The sequence below is a fragment of the Acinetobacter sp. 789_lipA genome, from assembly GCF_058242845.1.
In genome coordinates this window covers 699,024-721,565 of record NZ_JBZAYS010000001.1, presented here as the reverse complement: position 1 = coordinate 721,565, position 22,542 = coordinate 699,024, and the positions used below count along the sequence as shown (strand labels likewise).

The 22,542-nt window shown below is 40.9% G+C and carries 21 protein-coding genes; 15 read left to right on the top strand and 6 right to left on the bottom strand.

The genetic code is table 11. The features are described 5' to 3' along the window. Positions 1–52: 52 nt before the first annotated feature. Positions 53–898, bottom strand: coding sequence for a carboxylating nicotinate-nucleotide diphosphorylase (nadC, locus tag AC4CUZ_RS03390; protein WP_490747237.1), 846 nt, complete (start codon positions 896–898; stop codon positions 53–55). A gap of 184 nt (positions 899–1,082) precedes the next feature. On the opposite strand from nadC, the gene ampD reads away from it, so the two are divergent. Further along, positions 1,083–1,655 carry a 1,6-anhydro-N-acetylmuramyl-L-alanine amidase AmpD gene (ampD, locus tag AC4CUZ_RS03385; protein WP_490748044.1) on the top strand — a complete coding sequence of 191 codons (573 nt, stop codon included), beginning with the start codon at positions 1,083–1,085 and terminating at the stop codon, positions 1,653–1,655. A 77-nt stretch (positions 1,656–1,732) separates the two neighbouring features. After that, positions 1,733–3,289, top strand: a complete 1,557-nt coding sequence (gene murJ, locus AC4CUZ_RS03380; RefSeq protein ID WP_490747236.1) for a murein biosynthesis integral membrane protein MurJ — start codon at positions 1,733–1,735, stop codon at positions 3,287–3,289. Between the two features lie 160 nt (positions 3,290–3,449). On the opposite strand, the gene bamJ (AC4CUZ_RS03375) is transcribed toward murJ, so the two are convergent. The 5 genes from bamJ (AC4CUZ_RS03375) to AC4CUZ_RS03355 form a co-directional block, all read right to left on the bottom strand. Next, a complete protein-coding gene (gene bamJ / locus AC4CUZ_RS03375) occupies positions 3,450–4,142 on the bottom strand; it encodes a BamJ family beta-barrel-assembly machinery protein (protein ID WP_005401609.1) in 693 nt (230 codons plus the stop codon). A 54-nt stretch (positions 4,143–4,196) separates the two neighbouring features. Then, positions 4,197–4,901, bottom strand: a complete 705-nt coding sequence (bamJ, locus tag AC4CUZ_RS03370; protein ID WP_490747235.1) for a BamJ family beta-barrel-assembly machinery protein — start codon at positions 4,899–4,901, stop codon at positions 4,197–4,199. Positions 4,902–5,114: 213 nt separating this feature from the next. After that, positions 5,115–7,319 (bottom strand): polysaccharide biosynthesis tyrosine autokinase, encoded by a 2,205-nt coding sequence (locus tag AC4CUZ_RS03365; protein WP_490747234.1) that lies wholly within the window; start codon positions 7,317–7,319, stop codon positions 5,115–5,117. 31 nt (positions 7,320–7,350) lie between these two features. Further along, entirely contained in the window at positions 7,351–7,779 is a 429-nt protein-coding gene (locus tag AC4CUZ_RS03360) for a low molecular weight protein-tyrosine-phosphatase (RefSeq protein WP_201706990.1), read from the bottom strand. Between the two features lie 2 nt (positions 7,780–7,781). After that, positions 7,782–8,852: a polysaccharide biosynthesis/export family protein gene (locus AC4CUZ_RS03355; protein WP_201704305.1), complete on the bottom strand. Its 1,071-nt coding sequence runs from the start codon at positions 8,850–8,852 to the stop codon at positions 7,782–7,784. 385 nt (positions 8,853–9,237) lie between these two features. Between AC4CUZ_RS03355 and tviB the strand changes: the two genes are divergently transcribed. From tviB to AC4CUZ_RS03290, 13 genes are all read left to right on the top strand, one after another. Further along, positions 9,238–10,515: a Vi polysaccharide biosynthesis UDP-N-acetylglucosamine C-6 dehydrogenase TviB gene (gene tviB, locus AC4CUZ_RS03350; RefSeq protein WP_201702034.1), complete on the top strand. Its 1,278-nt coding sequence runs from the start codon at positions 9,238–9,240 to the stop codon at positions 10,513–10,515. Between the two features lie 13 nt (positions 10,516–10,528). After that, positions 10,529–11,554 carry an NAD-dependent epimerase/dehydratase family protein gene (locus AC4CUZ_RS03345; RefSeq protein WP_201702037.1) on the top strand — a complete coding sequence of 342 codons (1,026 nt, stop codon included), beginning with the start codon at positions 10,529–10,531 and terminating at the stop codon, positions 11,552–11,554. Positions 11,555–11,564: 10 nt separating this feature from the next. Beyond that, the gene (locus tag AC4CUZ_RS03340) at positions 11,565–12,737 is read left to right on the top strand and encodes an oligosaccharide flippase family protein (protein ID WP_125274492.1); all 1,173 of its coding nucleotides are present in this window, start codon (positions 11,565–11,567) and stop codon (positions 12,735–12,737) included. 23 nt (positions 12,738–12,760) lie between these two features. Next, positions 12,761–13,330 (top strand): acyltransferase, encoded by a 570-nt coding sequence (locus AC4CUZ_RS03335; RefSeq protein WP_490747233.1) that lies wholly within the window; start codon positions 12,761–12,763, stop codon positions 13,328–13,330. A 94-nt stretch (positions 13,331–13,424) separates the two neighbouring features. After that, complete coding sequence (locus AC4CUZ_RS03330; protein ID WP_490747232.1) at positions 13,425–13,973, top strand: acyltransferase; 549 nt, start codon at positions 13,425–13,427, stop codon at positions 13,971–13,973. A 33-nt stretch (positions 13,974–14,006) separates the two neighbouring features. Then, a complete protein-coding gene (locus tag AC4CUZ_RS03325) occupies positions 14,007–15,125 on the top strand; it encodes a glycosyltransferase (RefSeq protein ID WP_490747231.1) in 1,119 nt (372 codons plus the stop codon). After that, a complete protein-coding gene (locus tag AC4CUZ_RS03320; protein ID WP_490747230.1) occupies positions 15,122–16,216 on the top strand; it encodes a glycosyltransferase in 1,095 nt (364 codons plus the stop codon). The genes AC4CUZ_RS03325 and AC4CUZ_RS03320 overlap by 4 nt, the downstream gene beginning before the upstream one ends. Beyond that, positions 16,213–17,352, top strand: a complete 1,140-nt coding sequence (locus tag AC4CUZ_RS03315; RefSeq protein ID WP_490747229.1) for a glycosyltransferase family 4 protein — start codon at positions 16,213–16,215, stop codon at positions 17,350–17,352. The genes AC4CUZ_RS03320 and AC4CUZ_RS03315 overlap by 4 nt, the downstream gene beginning before the upstream one ends. Before the next feature lie 32 nt (positions 17,353–17,384). Beyond that, positions 17,385–17,924, top strand: coding sequence for a serine O-acetyltransferase (locus tag AC4CUZ_RS03310; protein WP_490747228.1), 540 nt, complete (start codon positions 17,385–17,387; stop codon positions 17,922–17,924). Positions 17,925–18,079: 155 nt separating this feature from the next. Beyond that, positions 18,080–18,688, top strand: coding sequence for a sugar transferase (locus AC4CUZ_RS03305; protein ID WP_490747227.1), 609 nt, complete (start codon positions 18,080–18,082; stop codon positions 18,686–18,688). Then, entirely contained in the window at positions 18,681–19,337 is a 657-nt protein-coding gene (locus tag AC4CUZ_RS03300; protein ID WP_490747226.1) for an acetyltransferase, read from the top strand. The genes AC4CUZ_RS03305 and AC4CUZ_RS03300 overlap by 8 nt, the downstream gene beginning before the upstream one ends. A 35-nt stretch (positions 19,338–19,372) precedes the next feature. Then, a complete protein-coding gene (locus tag AC4CUZ_RS03295; protein ID WP_490747225.1) occupies positions 19,373–20,542 on the top strand; it encodes a DegT/DnrJ/EryC1/StrS family aminotransferase in 1,170 nt (389 codons plus the stop codon). 61 nt (positions 20,543–20,603) lie between these two features. After that, on the top strand, positions 20,604–22,463 hold the full coding sequence (locus AC4CUZ_RS03290; protein ID WP_490747224.1) for a polysaccharide biosynthesis protein: 1,860 nt from the start codon (positions 20,604–20,606) through the stop codon (positions 22,461–22,463). Positions 22,464–22,542: the final 79 nt, after the last annotated feature.

The following is a 22,542-nucleotide window of genomic DNA, read 5'->3' as shown; positions in this document are numbered from 1 at the left end:
CACTTGAGAGTGCGTTTTTTATTGTGTGTAGTTTGAATATAAACTATTGAAATTAAGCATTAAAACGCATAGAAAGGTCGACTGCTTTGACATCTTTAGTCAATACACCCATCGAAATATAATCCACGCCTGTGGTTGCCACTTCACGCAAGTTGGCAATGGTGATATTCCCTGACGCTTCCAATTTACACCGTCCTGCAACATGCTTGACCGCATCAATCATTTGTTGCTGGCTAAAGTTGTCTAACATCACGATATCAGCTTGGGCTTCCAAGGCTTGGTCTAATTCAGCCCAAGTTTCAACTTCGACTTCGACAGGTTTGCCTGGGGCAATTTGATGCGCTTTGGCAATGGCTTGAGCAATGCCACCTGCCGCCATGATGTGATTTTCTTTAATTAAAAAAGCATCGAATAAACCTAAACGATGGTTTTGACCGCCGCCGACCGCGACAGCATATTTTTGGGCAATACGTAGACCAGGCAGGGTTTTGCGGGTGTCGAGCAACTTGGTGTTTAAGCCATCGAGCTGTTTGACATATTCCGCAGTTTTGCTGGCTACAGCAGATAGTGTTTGTACAAAGTTGAGTGCAGGGCGTTCAACCGTAAGTAAGCTGCGTGCTGAACCCGCCAGTTTAAAAATGGTTTCATTGGCAAGAACCAAATCGCCATCGTTTTTTAGCCATGTGATTTGCACACTGGAATCAAAAGCCGCAATTAATGCATTGACCCAAGGTTGACCTGCAAGAATCATGTCTTCACGGCTAATAATGGTCGCAGTCGCTTGTTCATCTTCAGGCGTCAAAAGTGCCGTAATGTCACCATCACCGATGTCTTCTTGTAATGCCTGTTGAATATTCAGTTGAATAGATTGTTCAAGCAGTTGCTGCGATATGCTCATCCGATTGTCCGTATCTTTATAGAAGCCATGAAAATTGCGCAATATATTAGCATTTTTCCTGAAAAAGGCGTGAAAATTTCAGAATCAAATGCTGAGCAATTTGAGAAATGACGGGGAAAGATTTAGCATGAGAGACATTAAAAAAGATTGCCCAAAGGGCGCAATGGGTTTGAGGAATAAAAATATGCAGGTCATTCCGTCGTTTCAAGTGCAAGCAGGGCAACTGCTGGGAGCGAGACAAATTCCGTCGCCTAATTTTAACGCACGTCCTGCTGATACTGAGATTCAACTGATTGTCATCCATAATATCAGCTTGCCTCCCTCACAGTTTGGCGGCGGCTATATTGAACAATTTTTTCAGAATCAGTTGGATTGGTCAGTACATCCGTATTTTCGAACCATTCAAGGCATGCAAGTCTCAGCGCATTTACTGATTTTAAGAAGTGGCGAAGTCTTACAATTTGTCAATTTTAACGACCGTGCATGGCATGCAGGACACTCAAGCTATCTGGCTAAAAAAGAGTGCAATGATTATTCGATTGGTATTGAGCTTGAGGGCAGTGATGACTTGCCTTTTGAAGATGCCCAATATGAAACATTGGTACACGTGACGGCTTGTTTACAACAGGCCTATCCTCAAATTCAGCAGCATTTGGCAGGACATTCCGATATTGCGCCAGGACGTAAGACCGATCCAGGACCATTTTTTGATTGGTTAGGCTATCGAAATCGTTTGCAGCAGTTAAAAAGTCAATGAATTGAGAGCCAACAACAACATTAAACAATCAAATAATCGCTGAAGTTTCATTACAATAGCGGCAAATGAAAAACTAGGTGGATACGATGGCGCTGTGGCGGTCAACCGTAATTGTAAGTGCAATGACCATGCTTTCTCGGGTCTTGGGTTTGGTACGAGACATTGTCTTACTAAATGTCTTTGGTGCGGGGAAAGATTTCGATACCTTTGTGGTGGCCTTTCGTATCCCGAACTTCTTCCGTCGGCTGTTTGCTGAGGGAGCATTCTCACAGGCGTTTATTCCAGTACTGACCGAATATAAAACTGGGCGTACCCATGCGGAAGTTCAGATTCTGATTAGCCGTGTCTTTGGTTGTTTGATGACGGTTATGACGGCTTTAACCTTCATTGCCATGGTTGCAGCTCCAGCGGTGCTATATATATACGCACCAGGTTTCCATGCCGATCCAGAGAAGTTCGACCTCGCGGTTTCAATGTTCCGCCTCACCATTCCTTACTTATTGTTTATGTCGTTGACGGCATTTGCCAGCAGTATTTTAAACAGTTATGGTTCCTTTGCTTCGCCCGCCTTTTCACCAGTATTGCTGAATGTTGCGATGATTGCGGGGGCATGGTGGTTGACGCCGTATATGGCAGAACCAATTATGGCACTCGGTTGGGCGGTGATTGCTGCGGGTGTATTGCAACTGGCGATCCAAATTCCTGAACTGTGGCATAAAAAGTTACTGATTCCGCCGAAAGTCGATTTTAAACATGAAGGGGTGGATCGCATCATGAAATTGATGCTGCCTGCGCTATTTGGTGTTTCTGTCACGCAAATCAACTTACTCCTGAACACCATTTGGGCTTCGTTTATGCAAGACGGTTCAGTGTCATGGTTGTACAGTGCGGAACGCATGACTGAGTTACCTTTGGGCTTGATTGGGGTGGCGATTGGTACGGTGATTTTACCTGCCTTGTCGACCCGTCATGCAGAGCAAGATATGTCGAAGTTCCGTGGCATGATGGATTGGGCTGCGAAGGTCATTGTTTTGGTAGGGGTGCCTGCCAGTATCGCGCTGTTTATGTTATCGACCCCCATTATTCAGGCCCTGTTCCAACGCGGTCAATTCACCCTTGAAGATACACAAATGACGGCTTTAGCACTGCAATGTATGAGTGCTGGGGTGATTTCATTTATGTTGATTAAAGTCTTTGCACCCGGATTTTATGCGAAGCAAGACACCAAAACACCAGTCCGTGTCGGTTTAATGGCCGTTGCCGCAAATGCGATTTTAAACGTGGTGTTTATTGGCTTCTTTAAACTGATTGACTGGCAGGCAGAGCATATGGCTTTAGCTTTAGCTTCTTCGGGTTCTGCTCTGGTGAATGCGGGGATGTTGTATTTCTATCTACACAAGCGTGATATTTTCCGTTTTGGCGTACACTGGAAAAAACTGTTTATCCAGTTTGGTATTTCTAACGCCGTAATGATTGTGGCTTTGTGGTATGCATTGACTTGGTATAAGGGTGACGTGTCACAGTGGATTCGCGTTTCCGAAGTGATCGGGCTGTGCGTGGTCGGCGTTGTGGCTTATGCGGTTGGTTTGCTCCTTACTGGGTTTAGACCACATCACCTCAAACATGAAGCCTAAAACAAGGTACTTCTTTGTTTTATGCTTCAAAAGACAAGCGAAGCACTTAACTTAAAAATAAGCAGTGCTTGATTTGAAAATAGATTGAAATTAATAAAAAGCCTGATCACGAAGATCAGGCTTTTTATTTTGTATATAGCATTATCTTTGCATTGCTACCTTATTTTGGCAACACTTCAATCAGTTCCACATCAAAAATCAAGGTGCTATTCGGTTCAATCACATCGCCTGAACCAATTTGGCCATAGCCCAGTTTAGCGGGAATAAAGAAGCGATATTTTGCGCCTTCTTTCATTAGCTGTAAGCCTTCAGTCCAACCTTGAATCACTTGGCTGACTTGAAACTCCGCAGGCTGCTGACGTGCAATCGAGCTGTCAAAAACAGTTTGATCAATCAAACGTCCTTCATAATGGACTTTGACTTTGCTGTTGGCCTTAGGTGACTTGCCTTGGCCTTGTTGTAAAACCATATACTGCAAGCCTGAAGCCGTAGTTTTTACATCTGCTTTTTTCGCATTTTCAGCTAAAAAGGCTGCACCAATTTTGGCATTTTTATCTGCCAGTTGTTTCACTTCTAATAACTGTTTTGCCTCGGCTTGGCGTTTATATTGGGTCAATACACGCGCCATGTCTTCATCGCTTAATGACGCAGCTTGGCCTTTAGATGCTTCACGTAACCCTTGCACAAAAGCATCGAGATCGAGATCTTGAATTGATTCGGCATTGCTACGACCCATGAGATAGCCAAAGCTATAACCGACTTGTTGGTTGATGCTGCTTTTATTGTTAATCGGCGCTGCAAAAACAGGTGTAGAAAGTAACAAGCCGCAGAGTAATGTTGTTTGAATTTTCATATCGTATTCTCAATAAAAAGAGGAGAGCAAAAGCTCTCCTTTGATTGACTTGTCTTATTTTACTTTGATCAGTTCAACATCAAAAACAAGCGTGCTGTTGGCTGGGATCATGCCGGGTACACCTTGTGGGCCGTAACCTAAGTTCGAAGGAATGTAGAGTGTCGCTTTCCCACCTTCTTTCATGAGTTGTAGACCTTCCGTCCACCCTGGAATCACTTGGTTTAAAGGGAACTCAATCGGTTCGCCACGTTCAAGTGAACTATCAAAGACTTTACCATCGACCAGTTGGCCTTTGTAATGCACGGTCACGACAGAGCTGGCAGTGGGTTGCTTGCCTGTGCCTTCTTGCGTAATTTTGTACTGTAAGCCTGACGCTGTGGTTTTCACCCCAGGTTTTTTCGCATTTTCAGTTAAGAAGCTGTCACTGGTTGTTTGTGCTTGCTTCGCATCATTGGCCTGCTTTTGCTGCATTTCTTGTTGGAACTGCTCATAGGCTTGTTTTAATTCTTCTTCGGTATAGGCGGGTTGGCTACGGGCATGACCAGCACGGACACCGGTTACAAAACTGTTAATATCGAGTTCTGGTGGAGTTTGATGAGCAACCTCATAACCCAGTGCATAGCTAATTTTTTCTACGGCAGATGCATTTTTTGAAACTTGGGCTTCGGCTGAAGCTGGGTGTTGAGATGCATAATAAACGGGAACAAGTGCAGCACCGCCTAGAATAACAGCTACAGCAATGGGTAAGGCTTTACTCATGTGAAATTTTTCCTAATTCTATTACATTCAAAAAGTTTTTTAGCATCTTAGCAGACTTCATGAATGACGTGTTTTGTACCACCAGTACATTTTCAAATTAATATATGCTGAAGTCCTTAAAAAAACTATAAGGATTTGAATATATAAACGTTTGTCATACAAAATAAAAAGCCAGAAATCAAGTTCTGGCTTTTTATCGGTTAGAGAATGTATTTAGTCTGATTCTTTATTGGCTTTATAGGCATAAGCATAGTTATAGCCATAGCCATAGCCATAGCCTGCACTTGAACGCTGGATATCATTTAGAATGAATCCATTCACTTTCACGCCGGCTTGTTCGAAGCGATTCAGGGTCAATTCAAGCTCCTTCATTTGTGTTTTCGCATAACGGGCAATCACTAAGTTAACGCCTGTGTATTGAGAAATAATGATGCCATCCGTCACGGCTAAGACTGGTGGAGTATCGATAATCACATGATCAAATTTCTCTGACATTTGCTCTAATAGATTTTTGAACTGGTTAGAGCTTAGTAGTTCAGAAGGATTCGCAGGACTTTTCCCGCGAGAAATTACACTTAAGCCAGGTACTTCTGTATGACGAATGACTGTTTCTAAACTTTGTTGACCATTGAGTAACTCTGTTAAGCCAGGTTGTGTGTCGAGATTAAAATACTTGTGTAAATAACCCCGACGTAAGTCTGCGTCTATGATTAATACACGTTTATCGCTTTGCGCCAAAATTGTGGCTAAGTTGGTTGAGATAAAGGATTTACCAACTTCTGGCGCAGGGCCTGAAATTGTGATTAGATTATTTCGGGCAGAGCTTAGCGCGAAATGAATGGCTGTACGCATACTTCTTAAGCTCTCAATAGCGATATCATCACTATTTTTAACAGCCAGAATAGGAATATTCTTTTTCTTCTTTAAAATATTAATACGGCTTTCTTGTACAGGTGAACGAGGAACCGTTGCATACACGGGCAGATCCAACTCATTTTCGATTTGAGTGGAGTCTTTGATCCCTGAACGCATCATGTTGCGAACAAGTGCAATTAATACACCAATAAAACCACCTACAAATAATGATAAAATCAAAATGATTAATTTTTTAGGTTTGATTGGTCGTTCAGGTTCAACAGCTGTATCGATGATACGGACATTACCAATTTCCCCAGCATTTGCAATTTTGAGCTGTTGGTAGCTGTTAAGAAGTGATGTATAAAGCTCAGTATTTACTTTGACATCACGATAAAGTTGTAAGTACAGGCGCTGTGTTTCTGGAAGTTGTTTAATAGACTTGTTTAATTCTTGAGTCTTTTGATTTAAAGAATTTACCTGTGCATTAATTTCAGCCATCAACGGATGATCAAGTGTATATTTAGCAGATAATTCGGCTTGTTTCTGTTTTAACTCAATACGCATTTTCTCAAGTTCAATATTTTGCTTGAGCATGAGTTCAGCTTCTTGAGTGACATCTACCGTATTGTATTTTTCACGAAACTCATTAAATTTAATTTCAGATTGTTCAAGTTGTTGCTTTAATTCAGGTAATTGTTGATCTAAGAAATTGAGGGTTTGTTTTGATTCTAACGATTTACGCTCAATATTTTGTTGGTGATAAATTTCTAAAATATGATTCAGCACATTAGTAATATGCTGTTTATCTTCTCCAGCATAATTTAAACCAATGACACCTGTCATTTTCCCTTTTTCTGCTACACCATAATTTAATTTTAAGTTTTTGACAGCTGAAGGCAGTGAGAGTTTAGATAATATAAAAGCGTGTTCAAATGGCTGTGTACTTGAAATATTAATTTTCCAAGCTCCATAGCCGTCAACAAATTGATTGAGTTGATTTAAACGACCCTCAAAGATCACTTTATCTTTATGACTTAGGGTAAATTTAGAGTCTGCTTTGAAATCTAAAGTCAGTTTTTTATCTAAATAATAATTTGGAACACTGAACTCTTTAACTAAAAAATTATTTTGCTTGGTGCTATAACTAACGCCTTGGCCATCAAATTTCAATTGGCCTTTTTCTGAAGAGAGAAGTTTTTTAAAGAAGCTATTATTTTGATCTTGAATACTGATGTTCAGATTGAGGTCGTCAATCACTTTGCCTAACACCATTCGAGAATTTAAGATCTCAATCTCTGCATCGGCAGGCGATTTTTGACCAAGACCACCAGAGACTTCTTTGAGTTCGCCTAGTAATGCAGCAGACGCAGCACTTTTGCCATCTTCGACTTGAACTAAAGCATCCGTAGAATATATGGAAGGTGTGGTGCGAATATAGAGTAAGGCACAGATTAAACTTAATATGATGCAAAGAGCGATAATTTTCCATTGAGCAATCAGAGAAAAAAAGAGCTCTTTTAAATCAATAGTATCATCTTCAGTTTTTGAGGTTTGAGTCATAGTTTAACAACTGATTATTCAATAATTTATATTAAAAATGTGGCATCCAATCCTGAACATAATTGCTTATGTTTTTACAGGACTCATTAAAAAAGTCTTGATCGTGTTGATAAGGGTCAGGGACATTTTTTCCTTGCCAGTGGCCTAATCTAAAGACCTTACCTTTTGCAAACGGCCATTGTTTTTCTATATGCTGAGCCTGATTCGTACTCATTACTAGAATTAAATCTGCTTGCTTAATTAAAGATGCATTGATCTGTTTTGCAATATGTGAACGCATATCAATATTAAATTGGTCCATACAATGAATTGCTTTTTCATCTGCATGATGTCCTACCATTGCAGACAATCCTGCAGATTCAATGTGTTGGTTTGGGCAATTCGTCTTTAGGAAATATTCTGCCATCGGGCTACGGCAAATATTTCCGACACAGACAACGAGTATATTTTTAAATGCCATAATTATTTCCCAAGCTGATCAAAACTATAAAGTGCGCTCGAGAATGGAATGATCTGATTGACTACACGCTGCCAACGAGTCAAACCAGTTGCATCAATGTATACAATGTCATTCTTTTTCATGGAAAATTGATTGGCTAATGCTAGATTACCAATACTACTCAAATTTAAGTGATAGATAGTTGACTGCTTCTGATCTAAATCTGTACGCATGACATAAATTCTAGCTGCACTAGCTGAGTAAGGGTTAATCCCTTCACTTTCACCCAATACATCACTTAAAGACATCCCTTGATCGCGTAAGTTAATCGCTTGGCTTTTACTTGATTCACCCATGACATACAGTTTTTGATCTTGTTTTGTATTTACAAAAATTGTGTCATTCGGGCGAATTAATAAATTATGTAGTGATAAACCATTTTTTTCGAGTTGAATGGTATTTAAATTATACGTAGCGCCATTACGAATGAGTTGAATATTAGTGGTGTCGCCAGTTTTGGTATCAATACCACCGGCTTGACCTAGTGCGGTATAGAGGCTGATGGGTTGATCATTTAAAGTGTATTGGCCACTTTTAAGTACTTGACCATTTACGAAGTATCTTTTGCCTTCGTAAGATAATACTCTAACGACAACATCAGGGTGTTTTAAATATTTACTAAATTGACTACGCAAATATGTATTCGCTTGAGCAAGTGTTTTCCCAGCAATTTTAACTGACCCGACTAAAGGAAGCTGTACATTACCGTTAGGATCAATGGGATAACCAACAGCTTTTACATTAGTTGCATCTTGAATTGGTGGTGTAATTTCAGGATAAGCCCAAAGTTGGATCGATAGAACATCACCTGCACTTAATTTATATATGGATTGCTGATGCTGAAATAACGTTTGAATTTGAGCTAAATTTTGCGAATTCGCTTGAGAAATAGCAGGAATATTATTTTGTGTCAAAGGTACAACACTTAATTCAGCACCTTGATCTGTTTTATAGGAACCTTGTTGTGGTAAATCATATGTCTGAAGTCCAGGGGTCATTGCACATCCTGTAATTCCTAAACTCAAAACCAGCATAACGCTATAACGATAGTAATTCACTCGAATATAAATCCTATTTATAAATTTGAATGTTTTTGAACGGGCCAATGAACCCTAATTGTACGTTTCGGACTGCAAAATTCTATACTATTCGCGCTATTTAATATAGTTATTGATGTTTTAAAACGTAATTCGATTAGGTTTTTTATAAAATATAAAAAATGTACCTGAGACTTTGATCTTAACAAAATAGCATATAGAAAAAAAGGACAATAGATTTGATCTATTTGAATCGGGAAGTATGACTTTTTATGTATGTTTAGAACATCATTACACAATCGAAATTTGATTTTCTGATATAATTTAACGCTATTTACAACATAACGATGATTGATGATTCATCGATGACATAGGCTTCAGTATGTTACAACTCTCCGAATTAAAAATTGCCATCATCGGATTAGGTTATGTCGGTTTACCGCTAGCTGTTGAGTTTGGAAAAAAAGTTCCCGTGATGGGCTTTGATATTCACCAGAAGCGTATTGATGAGCTACAGAGCGGACAAGATCATACTTTAGAAGTTTCACCAGAAGAATTAAAGCAAGCAACGCATTTAAGCTACACCACAAACTTACAGCAGTTAGCAGACTGTAATTTCTTTATTGTGACAGTGCCAACCCCGATTGATGAATTTAAACAACCCGATCTCACCCCATTAATCAAAGCATCACAAAGTATTGGTCAGGTATTATCTGCGGGTGATATCGTTGTCTATGAATCGACCGTTTACCCCGGTGCAACAGAAGAAGCCTGTATTCCTGTTTTAGAAAAAGTATCAGGTTTAACATTCAATCAAGATTTTTATGCGGGTTATAGTCCTGAGCGTATTAATCCGGGTGATAAACTGCATCGTGTCACCAATATTTTAAAAATTACTTCGGGTTCAACACCTGAAGTCGCTGATTATGTCGATCAAGTCTATAACTTGATTATTGAAGCGGGCACACATAAAGCAGCCAGTATTAAAGTTGCAGAAGCGGCGAAGGTAATTGAAAACACTCAGCGCGATGTGAATATAGCTTTAATTAATGAATTGGCGTTGATTTTTAATAAAATGGGCATTGATACTGAAGCGGTATTACAAGCGGCTGGTACTAAATGGAATTTCCTTCCATTCCGTCCGGGTTTAGTCGGTGGTCACTGTATTGGTGTTGACCCGTACTATTTAACCCATAAGGCCCAAGCGATTGGTTATCACCCTGAAATTATTTTGGCAGGCCGCCGTTTAAATGATGGTATGGGTGCTTATGTGGTGACTCAACTTGTTAAAGCCATGTTGAAAAAACGTATTCAAGTTGAAGATGCCAAGGTACTGATTTTAGGCTTAAGCTTTAAAGAAAACTGCCCAGATATTCGTAATACACGCATCATTGATATCGTCAATGAACTCAAGGAATACCACATTCAAGCGGACGTCTATGACCCATGGGTAGATGTATCGGAAGCGGAGCATGAATATGGTATTACCCCAGTGCAAACACTGGAAAATGGCAAATATGATGCTGTGATTCTTGCAGTTGCCCACCAGCAATTTAAGGTGATGGGCGCTGATGCAATTCGTGCTTTGGGTAAAGCTGATCATGTGCTGTATGACTTGAAATATGTGTTATCTCAAGCCGAATCTGATCTACGTTTGTAAGGAGCATACCATCATGAATCAATATCAACAGGTATGTGACAAGCTCAAAACTGCACCTAAAACTTGGTTGGTGACAGGTGTAGCAGGTTTTATTGGCTCGAATCTTTTAGAAACTTTACTCAAGCTCAATCAAACTGTGGTGGGTTTAGATAACTTCGCCACAGGGCATCAGCATAATTTGGATGAAGTGCATAGCTTAGTGACTGCGGAGCAATGGGCAAAATTCAGCTTTATTGAAGGTGATATCCGTCAGTTTGCAGATTGCCAAAAAGCATGTGCAGGCGTAGATTATGTCTTGCATGAAGCCGCTTTAGGCTCAGTACCACGTTCAATTGCCGATCCAATCACCACCAATGAAACCAATATCAGTGGTTTCTTAAATATGCTCACTGCTGCGCGTGATGCGGGTGTTGCAAGCTTTACTTATGCAGCCAGCAGTTCGACTTATGGTGATCATCCCGCATTGCCAAAAGTGGAAGAAAATATTGGTAATCCGCTTTCACCCTACGCAGTGACGAAGTACGTCAATGAGTTATACGCAGACGTATTTGCGAAAACTTATGGGTTTAAAACAATTGGCTTACGTTACTTTAACGTGTTTGGTCAACGCCAAGATCCGAAAGGCGCTTACGCAGCAGTGATCCCGAAATGGACATCATCAATGATTGCTGGTGAAGATGTGTTTATTAACGGTGATGGTGAAACCAGTCGAGATTTCTGTTTTATTCAAAATGTTGTGCAAGCGAATATTTTAGCTGCGACAACGCAAAGTGATGAAGCAAAAAATCAGGTCTATAATGTTGCACTAGGTGACCGAACAACTTTGAATGAGTTGTACCGTGCGATTCAGGCAGCGCTGGCGACAAATGATGTGAACTTTGAGCGTGATCCTGTTTACCGTGAGTTCCGTGCAGGTGATGTACGTCATTCACAAGCGAGCATTGCCAAAATTGAGCAAGGCTTGGGTTATGCGCCACAGTTTAAAATTGCTGAAGGCATTCAACTTGCAATGCGTTGGTACGTAAACAACTTAAAATGATATTGAACAGATGATTGCGAAACTGTTCGCAAAATATCAGTCGATTGGGCTGATTACCTTAAGTTTACTGGCAGGTGCGATAATGACATTTATCGCACTTCCTGTTTTAACACGCCTATATTCTGTTGCTGATTTTGGCGCGTATGGCATTGCTTTGGCGATTGTCAGTGTACTTTCAACAGTAGCCAATATGCGTTTGGATCAAGCGTTGTTGGTCGCTGACGAACAAGATAAAAAAAGTCTGATTTTTGAAGGGGCTGCATTCTCAACTGCGATTGCTGTCATTAGCGGCATCGTCATCAGTGCAATTTTAAATGTTGAAATGGCAGGGGCAGTTGCTACAGGTGTGCTTGCCAATACCCTGATTCAAAGTCTGTATAATTATCAGTTTTCAGCACATCAAGAATATTTCTGCGCAGGCTTAAATATTTTTAGAAGTGCTATTGTGGTAGCGGTTCAACTGTCCTTACCGCTCGTGATGCAAATTAGCTTGGTGAACAGTTATAACCTCAGCTCGGTCATTATGATTGTGGCGGTGCTGATTTATTTAGTGAAGCATCAGCTCTATCAAGTGAGTTGGCAGGCATTTAAACATTACAAAGATTTTATTTATGCCAATACATCACATGCCTTGCTGAATAGTTTTTCACATAATTTGCCTTACTATGTGGTGTCGCATTTTGTTGGTGTGCAGGCGATGGGCTTCTATGCCATTGTCGAACGGACTTTGCGTGTTCCGATTAATCTAATCTCACAAACTTTGCGTCAGTTTTTTATTCGCAAATTTAAAGATGCGGATTCAAGTCAAAATGCGTTAAAAGCCAGTGTGCTACTGAGTTTAGTTTCACTGCCATTATTTGCCTTGGTCTTTGTATTGCCTGAATCTTTATATTTATGGGTTTTTGGCAGTGAATGGGTGGGTATTTCGAGTTATTTCCAAATTTTAGCTTTGGGTTATTGGGCGATTTTCTGTAATCCACCAAGCTCCGCTTTTTTGATTGCTAAGCGTAACAGCCAAGTGCTATTCAAGTTGCAAATCGTTGAACTCATGATTAAGTTCGCTTTATTTGCAGGCTTCTATGCAGTCTTTGCTGATAAAGTGTATATGTTACTTGCGGTACCTGTAGCATTAATTTTCTATAACTTTGCCATTTTGTATGTAGTGTGGAGAAACAAAAACTGATGTTTTTTAAAATCTTAAAATACATGAATTGGTTTACTTCACAGTGCCGTAAAGTGATGTACAACATGGCATTTGGCACACAATTCCGTTACTTCGGCAAAGCCTGTACCCTAGAGATTAATGGCCAAGTGAAGATCGGCAAGAATGTCTATATTGGCGATCATGTCAGTTTAATTGTCGAACAAGGTGCGATTTTAGAAATTGCAGATCACAGTTTTATTGGTGAAAGCTGTTATATCAAATGCTTTGGTGGCAAGGTGTCGATTGGTCAAGATGTCAGCATTAATTCTAAGTCTTTTATTAATGGTTGTGGTGGTGTAAGTATTGGTGACAATACCCGTATTGGTACGCAAAGTATTTTGATTGCCAGTAACCATAAATTTGGTGAGCCTGATCTGTTAGTGAAAGATGCAATTACCAAGCAGGGCGTGAGTTTAGGGCAAAATATTTGGCTTGGTGCACGGGTTACGGTACTTGATGGTGTAACTATTGCCGATGACAGTGTAATTGGTGCCTGCAGTTTAGTGTCAAAACCTCTCTCTGAATCAGGGGTGTATGTCGGTATTCCGGCCAAAAAAATCAAATCTGTGTAAAGTGCTATGCATATCGTAAAACATATTTTCAGCGTAAAATATTCAGCTTAATTTTCTCCCTTTTGATTTTCTGATCCTGACATAGGTCATGCGTATGGCATTTATGGTTTCTGCTCTTCGACAGCTGTTTGATCTTGCTTATTTTATGGCGAAGGGCAGTGTGGCTTATGCACGTAAAAAAGGTGTGAAAGTTGGTGAAAACTGCCGAATTTATATTAAAAATTGGGGCTCAGAACCGTTTTTAATCTCAATTGGTGATCATGTCACGGTGACTTCAGGCGTGAAATTTATTACCCATGATGGCAGTACCTGCTTGGTCAAAGATGAGCAAGGGAAACGCTATCAACGCTTTGCCCCGATTCAAGTAGGTTCGCATGTGTTTATAGGTGTGAATAGCATTATTATGCCGGGCGTGAGCATTGGCTCAAATGTGGTGATTGGTGCAGGTTCGGTGGTGACCAAAGATATTCCTGACCATAGCGTGGCGATTGGTGTGCCTGCCAAAGTGGTATCCAGTTTTGCTGATTATCAAGCCAAAATTCAAAGCACCTGTGCCAGTGATACTGACTTAGCTGGTATTACGGATTATCGTGCGCGCGTGGAACGTGCCATGGCGACTCAAGCCTCAAAAAGCTCGCATTAATATTCTCCCATTTTATAAAATTTAGGTCTGCATATGTTGAATAAAGTCATGTTCTTTTTGCCAAGCTTGGGCGGTGGCGGTGCAGAACGTACGGTCATTCAACTGGCGAACAGCTTTGCTGAGCAAGGACTCAAAATTCATTTGGGTGTATGTGATCTTAATGGTGACAAAGCAAAGCTGTTACCAGAAGTGAGCTCTAAAATTGAATTGGTCAATTTTAATTGCGGTCGGGTGATGAATAGCATCACGCCCTTAAAACTGAAAATGAAAGCTGAGCAATACGACTGCTTGGTTGCAACACAAACCCATACCAATATTGTGGCAGGGATTGCGAAAAAACTCGCAGGTGTTGCAACACGTTTGATCTTCCGTGAAGTATCTACGCCGTCAAAAAATATGAAGTTGCAAGGTGTGGCTAAATTTGTGCTGAAAACTTTGGTGAACTGGACCTATCCCATGGCACAGCAAGTGGTCTGTGTTTCCAAAGGGGTGGAAGCCGATTTTCGTGAATATTATGCCTATAAAAATAATAATCTGAGTACCATTTATAACCCAGTATTGGACGATGCCTATTTTGGAAAACTCAAAGCGCCAGTCACACATCGCTTTTTTAATAATGACCATAAAGTGATTTTGGCAGTGGGGCGTCTCACTGAAGCAAAGAACTTTGGTTTTCTGATCCGCTCCTTTAAAGCCTTGCATGATCAGCATCCTGAAACCCGATTATTGATTTTAGGTGAGGGTGAACTGCGTGCAGAGTTTGAGGAGCTAGTGGCTGACTTGGGTTTAAACGATGTGGTGGATTTACCGGGCTTTGATGCTAATCCATACGCTTATTTTAAATATGCATCGCTGTTTGTTTTAAGTTCCAATTGGGAAGGTTTGCCTGGAGTACTCATTCAGGCGTTGGCTTCAAAAGTAAAAGTGGTCAGTACCAACTGTCCAAGTGGACCAATGGAAATTCTAGAAAACTCTAAGTTTGGTTTATTGGTCGAATGCAATGATCAGGCAGGGTTAACTCAAGCCATGCAACAGGCGATTTTTGCCGATTATGTACATTATTCAGAAGCTGATTTTGAAGCGCATATTCAGCAGTTTCATAAGCAAACCGTACTTAAGCAGTATTTGCGTATGATGGAGTCTGCAGCATGAGCAAACCGTTGATGGTGCATGTGATTACCAACTTTGCAGGCGTGGGCGGTGCAGAGATGATGCTGGCACGTTTGATTCAATACACTGAACACCAATACGAACATGTGATCATTGCTTTAATGAAAACATCAGAGGTGTATCAAAGTACTTTAGATCGTTGTCAGGCGCATTATGCACTGGATTGGAATGGCATAAACACATTGGGTACGGTAAGCAAACTGCGTACATTGCTTAAAAAACTACAGCCTGCAACGGTGCAATGCTGGATGTACCATGCCAATGTGTTGACCAGTCTCAGTATCATTGGTTTAGCCCAAAAACCAAAAGTAGTTTGGGGTATTCATCATTCGCTTGCTTCTCCCAAAGATGAATCGATCAGTACCAAGATTGCCTTGGGCTTAAGCAAAATACTGTCCCAACAAGCCAGTGCCATTATTTATTGTGCGCATTCGTCTATGCAGCAGCATCAGGCCTTTGGCTTTAAAAATGGCAATAGTCAAGTGATTGCCAATGGCGTGTTTTTAGATAAATTTCAGCCTAATCCCCAATTGCATGAACCAACCGTGATTGGTTTCGCTGGAACATATAGACATGCTAAGGGTTATCCTTACCTGTTTGAAACGATAGGCTTGCTAAAAGATAAAAACATCATCTTTAAAATTGCTGGTAGCGGTGCGAGTATAGACAATCCTGAAGTCAAAGCCTTATTTCATCAGTATCAACTAGATGCTGAAAAAGTCCATTTAATCGATCAAATTTCAGATATGCCTGCTTTTTATCAATCGATTGATGCTTTTCTGATGACTTCAATTACCGAAGGTTTTCCGAATGTGTTGGTCGAAGCCATGGCATCAGGTTTGCCTTGTATCAGCACCGATGTGGGCGATGCCAAATATATTGTGCAGGATTTAGGAAGTATCGTTCCACCACGTAACGCGCAAGCTTTGGCGGATGCCATTTTAGCCTATACACAAAAATCAGAAGCAGAAAAGCAAAGCTTAAAACAGGCGACGCGTGAACGGGTTGAGCAGAACTTCACTATTGAAACTGTCAGTGGTCAATATATGCAGGTGTGGAGCCAACAGGTATGAAGTTTTTAATGATCAGCAGTTTTTTGCCTTCTGTTTTAAATTTCCGCGGGAAAATGTTGGAAGCCATTCATGCGCAAGGCTATGAAATTCACATCATGGCGCCTGAATTTGCAAACTTTCCTGAAGAACAGCAAAAACTGCAAGCCCTTGGCTATCATCTGCATGAAATTCCCATGCAGCGCACAGGCACCAATCCGCTGGCGGATTTAAAACTGTTAAAACATCTCTATCAGCAAATTCGTCAAATTCAGCCTGAGTATGTGCTGTCCTATACTATTAAACCTGTGATTTATGGCACGCTCGCGTCATGGCTGGCGAAAGTGCCACATCGTTTTGCTTTAATTACTGGTCTGGGTTATGCCTTTCAAAATGTAGAAGCGGGTAAGCGCAGTCTGTTTCAAAAACTGGTGCATGGCTTATATGCGCAAGCATTAAAACGTAGCGACAAAGTCTTTTTCCAAAATCCAGACGATTTAAAGCTGTTCCAAGACATGCATTTGCTTGATGCCAATAAAGCAACTGTGGTGGTAAATGGTTCAGGGGTAAATGTGCAAGACTTTCATGTCATGCCTTTACCAAAGAATGAACAAGGGCAGGTCAAAGCCTCATTCTTGCTCATTGCTCGATTACTTGGCGATAAAGGCGTACGTGAATATGCTGAATCTGCACGTATCATCAAAGCACAGTTTCCTAAGGCGGAATTTCATTTGGTCGGCTGGATTGATGATAATCCTTCGGCCATTTCACAAGCTGAACTTGACACGTGGATTGCCGATGGTCGCCTCAAATATTGGGGCAAGCTCAGTGATGTGCGTCCTGCAATTAGCCAAAGCTCGGTCTATGTATTGCCATCGTATCGTGAAGGCACGCCACGTACGGTATTAGAGGCGATGGCTATGGGACGGGCGATTATTACCACTGATGCACCAGGTTGTCGTGAAACGGTATCGCACGGTGTAAATGGCTATTTGGTTGCAGTGAAATCAGTCGATGAGCTGGTGCAAAGCATGCAGTATTTTATTGAAGATCCAAAACTGATTGAGTATATGGGACAGCGTTCGCGAGAAATTGCGCTGAATAAATATGATGTGCTTCAAGTAAATAAGCACATGATGGCTGAAATGGATATTCATTAAAGGCGATATACCCAATTTTAGAGAAGATCCAAATGACCTTAAAATATATAAAAAGTGATTTATACCGTTATACCGGCCATGTCAGTTTTAAAACATTTTTTAAAACTTATTTTTTCAATCGCGGTTTTAATTTTTCATTTTGGTTACGTTTAGCTAGCGCTCAAAGCAAGTGGGCAAAACTGGCCTATCCTATTTATTATTATAAAAAAAAGCAGTACGGCATTGATATTCATACCACGACTCAAATTGGCTACGGCTTGTTTATTGGGCATGGCGGGCCGTTGGTCGTTAATCCGACAACCGTGATTGGCAATAATGTGAATTTATCGCAATTTACCACCATTGGTGCAAATGGCGGCCGTCAAGCCGCAGAAATTGGTGACAATGTTTATATTGGGCCCAATGTCTGCATCATTGAGCATGTCAAAATTGGTAATAATGCCACTATAGGTGCAGGAAGCGTTGTGACAAAAGATATTCCTGAAAATGCAACTGCGGTAGGAAACTACGCGAAAGTGATCAGCATAAATAATCCGGGTCATGCAGTTAATCGTCGTTGGACAGATTTCTAAAAGGCTATATGGTTTGACAGCTTTTAGAATGGGGAATACTTGAGTCCCTTTGACCGTTGAAATATTTTACAAATTTGATGGTAGCGAACAGGGTATAATCATTGCTAGAAATGAATATTGACTCCGCCATTTTTATCTAACCTCAAGAGTGAACCATGTTAAAGCGCTTATTGGATATTGTGATTGCATCATCTGCACTGGTGCTGCTGTCTCCTGTATATGCTTTTGTGGCATATAAGGTGCGAAAAAATTTGGGTTCACCCGTGTTGTTTCGTCAGGTGCGTCCGGGGCTCAATGGCAAACCTTTTGAAATGATCAAATTCCGCAGTATGAAAGATGCGGTCGATGCACAAGGCAATCCTTTGCCAGACAGTGAGCGTCTGACGCCTTTTGGTCAAATGCTGCGCTCCAGCAGTTTGGATGAAATGCCTGAACTGTGGAACGTGATTAAAGGCGATATGAGTATTGTCGGACCACGACCACTGCTGATGGAATATTTACCCCTCTATAATGAGCAACAAGCCAAACGTCATAACGTGCGTCCGGGCATCACAGGGTATGCTCAAGTGAATGGCCGCAATGCCATTTCATGGGAAAAGAAATTTGAGCTCGATACTTGGTATGTCGAAAACCGTTCATTATGGCTAGATTTTAAAATCATGCTGAAAACGGTACAAAAAGTACTGTCGAAAGATGATATTAGTGCCAAAGGTGAAGCGACCATAAGTAAATTTACGGGTACTTCGGAGCCTAAAGATGACTAAGCTCTATGCCATTTATGGCGCTTCAGGCTGCGGGCGCAGTTTAATGCCTGTTGCACGTCAGCAATTAGCACGTGAAAGCGATGCTTCAGAAATCGTATTTATTGATGATGCCTTGGAATCGGTTGCAGAAGTAAACGCTCATCGTGCCATGAATTACCTCGCATTTTTAAATGAAACGGCTTCAGAAAAATACGTACAAATTGCCATTGCCAATAGTCATGTACGAGAAAAGATCGCTCAGCGTTTAAAGATGGATGGCATTCAGCTTTGGTCGATCATCGCGGACAATGTAGTTCTAATGGATCAGCTCGAGCTCGATGAAGGCTCTGCTTTAAGTCCATTTGTCACCATTGGCTCAAATGTAAGAATCGGTAAGTGTTTTCAAGCCAATTTATACAGTTATGTTGAACATGATTGTGTGATTGGGGATTTCGTTACTTTTGCGCCAGGCGTAAAATGCAACGGCAATATTCATATTCATGACTATGCCTATATTGGTGCGGGTGCGATGATTAAGCAGGGTACACCCGATCAACCACTCATCATTGGCGCAGGTGCGGTTGTGGGTATGGGTGCTGTCGTGACTAAAAGTGTCCCAGTAGGCGCAACAGTGGTGGGCAATCCTGCCCGTATTGTGACGAAAAAATAGATTTTTAAACTCGATTTTGAGACTAGGAAAACTCCATGTTAAACAGTGCATTTGAACCTTGGCCAAGCTTTACTCAAGCAGAAGCCGATGCGGTATCAAAAGTCCTTTTATCTAATAAGGTGAATTATTGGACCGGTCAAGAATGCCGTGAATTTGAAAAGGAATTTGCACAGTTTGCAGGAACCAAGCATGCAGTTGCCGTGGCCAATGGTACAGTTGCGCTGGATGTAGCCCTCAAAGCCTTAGGTATTGGCGCAGGCGATGATGTGATTGTTACCTCACGCACGTTTTTAGCTTCAGCAAGTTCAATTGTCACTGCAGGTGCCAATCCTATTTTTGCCGATGTTGAACTGGATTCACAGAATATTTCTCTCCGTACCATTGAAGCAGTGATAACACCGAATACCAAAGCGATTATCTGTGTGCATTTGGCAGGCTGGATGTGTGATATGAACCCAATCATGCGGTTGGCTGAGGAAAAAGGCTTTTTTGTGATTGAGGATTGTGCCCAAGCGCATGGTGCAATGTACAAAGGAAAATCAGCTGGTTCCATCGGTCATATAGGCGCATGGTCTTTCTGCCAAGACAAAATCATGACCACGGGCGGTGAAGGCGGCATAGTCACTACCAATGATGAAAGTCTGTGGAAAAAAATGTGGTCGTATAAAGATCACGGCAAAAACTTTGATAGCGTATATAGCAAGCAACATCCGCCAGGATTCCGCTGGCTGCATGACTCATTTGGCACCAACTGGCGCATGATGGAAATGCAGGCGGTGATTGGCCGTTTACAGCTCAAACAAATGCCAAAATGGACTGCAAAACGTAATGCCAATATGGCGCGTATCCAAGCGGCGTTTGAAAATAGTCCGTATTTTACTGTAGCAAAACCATCAAAAGATTATGTGCATGCAGCCTATAAATGCTATGTGCAAGTCAATGCTTTAGCCTTGCCTGAAGATTGGTCGCGTGATCGAATCATGGCTGAAATCAATGCATTGAATGTGCCTTGTTTTAGCGGTTCGTGTTCAGAAGTGTATTTAGAAAAAGCATTTGATGGTACGCCTTGGCGTCCTGCACAGTCTTTGCCGCAAGCTAAACAGCTTGGTGCATCAAGCTTAATGTTCCTTGTACACCCAACATTGTCTGAGCACAGCCTGCAGAAAACCGTGGATGCGATCCAAGCGGTGATAGCAAAAATCTAAACCTGAAAAGAGCGTATAATATGCGCTCTCATTCGCTTTATTGACCCTATTTGAGCATCTTGTGAAAGACTTTATCCGTTCTATAGCATCATTACCGCGTCGCCAAAAACAAATCGTTTTGGTGCTGATGGATATTTGTGTTTTACCGTTAATGATGTGGCTTGCTTATGCCATACGTTTGGCGCGTCCCAATGTACAGGTCATGCAAGGACTGGATGCTTGGTATATTTATGTCGGTATTTTTGGCATTGCTATTTTTGCTTTGCTCGGAATTTACCGCGCAATTGTGCGTTCATTTAATGAAGACTATCTGCTGCGAATTTTAATCGGAACATTTATTCAAATCGTGGCCTTATACACGATTAAAAAATTAAATGTTGCATTTATTCCCATGAGTATTCCGCTCATGTATGGCTTTATGTTGTTTTCATACATGTGGTGGAGCCGTGCTGTTATTCGCTACGCTACTCTTAAAACTTTTGCCAAAAAACAAAGCCGTAAACGTGTAGCAATTTATGGGGCGGGGCTAGCAGGTCAGCAAATTGCCGCAGCTTTAAACCGTTCAGATGATTATTTGCCTGTGTGTTTTATTGACGATAAGCGCTCCTTACAAGGTCAGTCACTGAGTGGTTTAAAAATTTATGCACCCCAACGTGCAGCAGCTAAATTGGGTAAATTTGGTATTGAAGAAGTATTACTTGCCATGCCTTCCGTTGGTCGTGGACGGAAAAAAGAGATTATTGAGTCTTTTGATTCGACAGATGTAAAAATCATGGAACTGCCAGGGGTCACGCAATTGGTCGATGGTCAAGTCCAAGTTTCAGATATTCGTGAAGTGGATATTATTGACCTATTAGGCCGTGATCCTGTACCACCTAAAGCTGAATTGTTAGAAAAGAATATTAAACATAAAGTGGTCATGGTGACAGGGGCAGGAGGGTCGATCGGCTCTGAACTTTGCCGTCAGATTGTGAAGCATCAGCCGAAATTGCTGGTGCTGTTTGAAATGTCTGAATTTGCCTTATATTCAATCGACCGCGAATTGCAGGCTTCTGATATACAAATTATTCCAGTGCTAGGTTCTGTCACCAATCAGCAAAAATTAGAACGTATTATTCAAGAGTACAAAGTGAAAACAGTTTATCACGCTGCAGCTTATAAACATGTACCACTTATTGAAGCAAACCCATTTGAAGGTATTTATAATACGTCCATTGGCACACAGCGTAGTGTAGATGCAGCGGTGAATCAAAATGTTGAAACTTTTGTTTTAATTTCAACCGATAAAGCGGTACGTCCAACCAATGTGATGGGGGCGTCTAAACGTATGGCAGAATTGTATTGTCAGGGCCTAGCGTCGACGAATCCAAAAACGCAAATTAGTATTGTACGCTTTGGGAATGTACTTGGTTCGTCAGGTTCTGTCGTCCCTTTGTTTAAAAAGCAGATTGCTCAAGGCGGGCCTGTTACAGTAACGCACCTAGAAGTCACGCGTTATTTTATGACGATTCCTGAAGCAGCTCAGCTCGTGATTCAAGCAGGTGCGATGGGGACAGGTGGTGATGTATTTTTATTGGATATGGGCGAGCCAGTTAAAATAGTAGACTTAGCTAAACAAATGATTCGTTTGAGTGGTTTTCGAGCTATAGATGAAAATGGTATAGGTGATATTGAGATACAATTTACAGGTCTACGTCCGGGTGAAAAGTTATATGAAGAGTTGTTAATTGATGCTGAAAATGTTGAAAAGACGGAGCATGAAAGGATATTAAAGTCTTATGAAAAATATTATGGATATTTAGAGGTTTCTGAAATATTTATACAGCTTAAAAATTACAAGTATCGTGATGATTTAAATGAATTATTTAAGATACTAAAAAAATATGTGGATGGTTATTGTTCAGCATCTATAGATAAGTAATTTTAATAGTAGTATTAAAGTTAAATTTAATTTAATTTAACTAGATGATATAATTAAGGATAACAATATTAAAGCTATA

Bases quoted from the DNA above. Each gene is read 5' to 3' on its own strand.
- AC4CUZ_RS03320 (WP_490747230.1), top strand. From the start codon at position 15,122: ATGAGCAAACCGTTGATGGTGCATGTGATTACCAACTTTGCAGGCGTG.
- AC4CUZ_RS03315 (WP_490747229.1), top strand. From the start codon at position 16,213: ATGAAGTTTTTAATGATCAGCAGTTTTTTGCCTTCTGTTTTAAATTTC.
- bamJ (WP_005401609.1), bottom strand. From the start codon at position 4,142: ATGAAAATTCAAACAACATTACTCTGCGGCTTGTTACTTTCTACACCT.
- AC4CUZ_RS03365 (WP_490747234.1), bottom strand. From the start codon at position 7,319: ATGACTCAAACCTCAAAAACTGAAGATGATACTATTGATTTAAAAGAG.
- AC4CUZ_RS03360 (WP_201706990.1), bottom strand. From the start codon at position 7,779: ATGGCATTTAAAAATATACTCGTTGTCTGTGTCGGAAATATTTGCCGT.
- tviB (WP_201702034.1), top strand. From the start codon at position 9,238: ATGTTACAACTCTCCGAATTAAAAATTGCCATCATCGGATTAGGTTAT.
- AC4CUZ_RS03310 (WP_490747228.1), top strand. From the start codon at position 17,385: ATGACCTTAAAATATATAAAAAGTGATTTATACCGTTATACCGGCCAT.
- AC4CUZ_RS03345 (WP_201702037.1), top strand. From the start codon at position 10,529: ATGAATCAATATCAACAGGTATGTGACAAGCTCAAAACTGCACCTAAA.
- AC4CUZ_RS03300 (WP_490747226.1), top strand. From the start codon at position 18,681: ATGACTAAGCTCTATGCCATTTATGGCGCTTCAGGCTGCGGGCGCAGT.
- bamJ (WP_490747235.1), bottom strand. From the start codon at position 4,901: ATGAGTAAAGCCTTACCCATTGCTGTAGCTGTTATTCTAGGCGGTGCT.
- AC4CUZ_RS03305 (WP_490747227.1), top strand. From the start codon at position 18,080: ATGTTAAAGCGCTTATTGGATATTGTGATTGCATCATCTGCACTGGTG.
- AC4CUZ_RS03330 (WP_490747232.1), top strand. From the start codon at position 13,425: ATGGCATTTATGGTTTCTGCTCTTCGACAGCTGTTTGATCTTGCTTAT.
- AC4CUZ_RS03340 (WP_125274492.1), top strand. From the start codon at position 11,565: ATGATTGCGAAACTGTTCGCAAAATATCAGTCGATTGGGCTGATTACC.
- AC4CUZ_RS03325 (WP_490747231.1), top strand. From the start codon at position 14,007: ATGTTGAATAAAGTCATGTTCTTTTTGCCAAGCTTGGGCGGTGGCGGT.
- nadC (WP_490747237.1), bottom strand. From the start codon at position 898: ATGAGCATATCGCAGCAACTGCTTGAACAATCTATTCAACTGAATATT.
- AC4CUZ_RS03295 (WP_490747225.1), top strand. From the start codon at position 19,373: ATGTTAAACAGTGCATTTGAACCTTGGCCAAGCTTTACTCAAGCAGAA.
- AC4CUZ_RS03335 (WP_490747233.1), top strand. From the start codon at position 12,761: ATGAATTGGTTTACTTCACAGTGCCGTAAAGTGATGTACAACATGGCA.
- ampD (WP_490748044.1), top strand. From the start codon at position 1,083: ATGCAGGTCATTCCGTCGTTTCAAGTGCAAGCAGGGCAACTGCTGGGA.
- AC4CUZ_RS03355 (WP_201704305.1), bottom strand. From the start codon at position 8,852: ATGCTGGTTTTGAGTTTAGGAATTACAGGATGTGCAATGACCCCTGGA.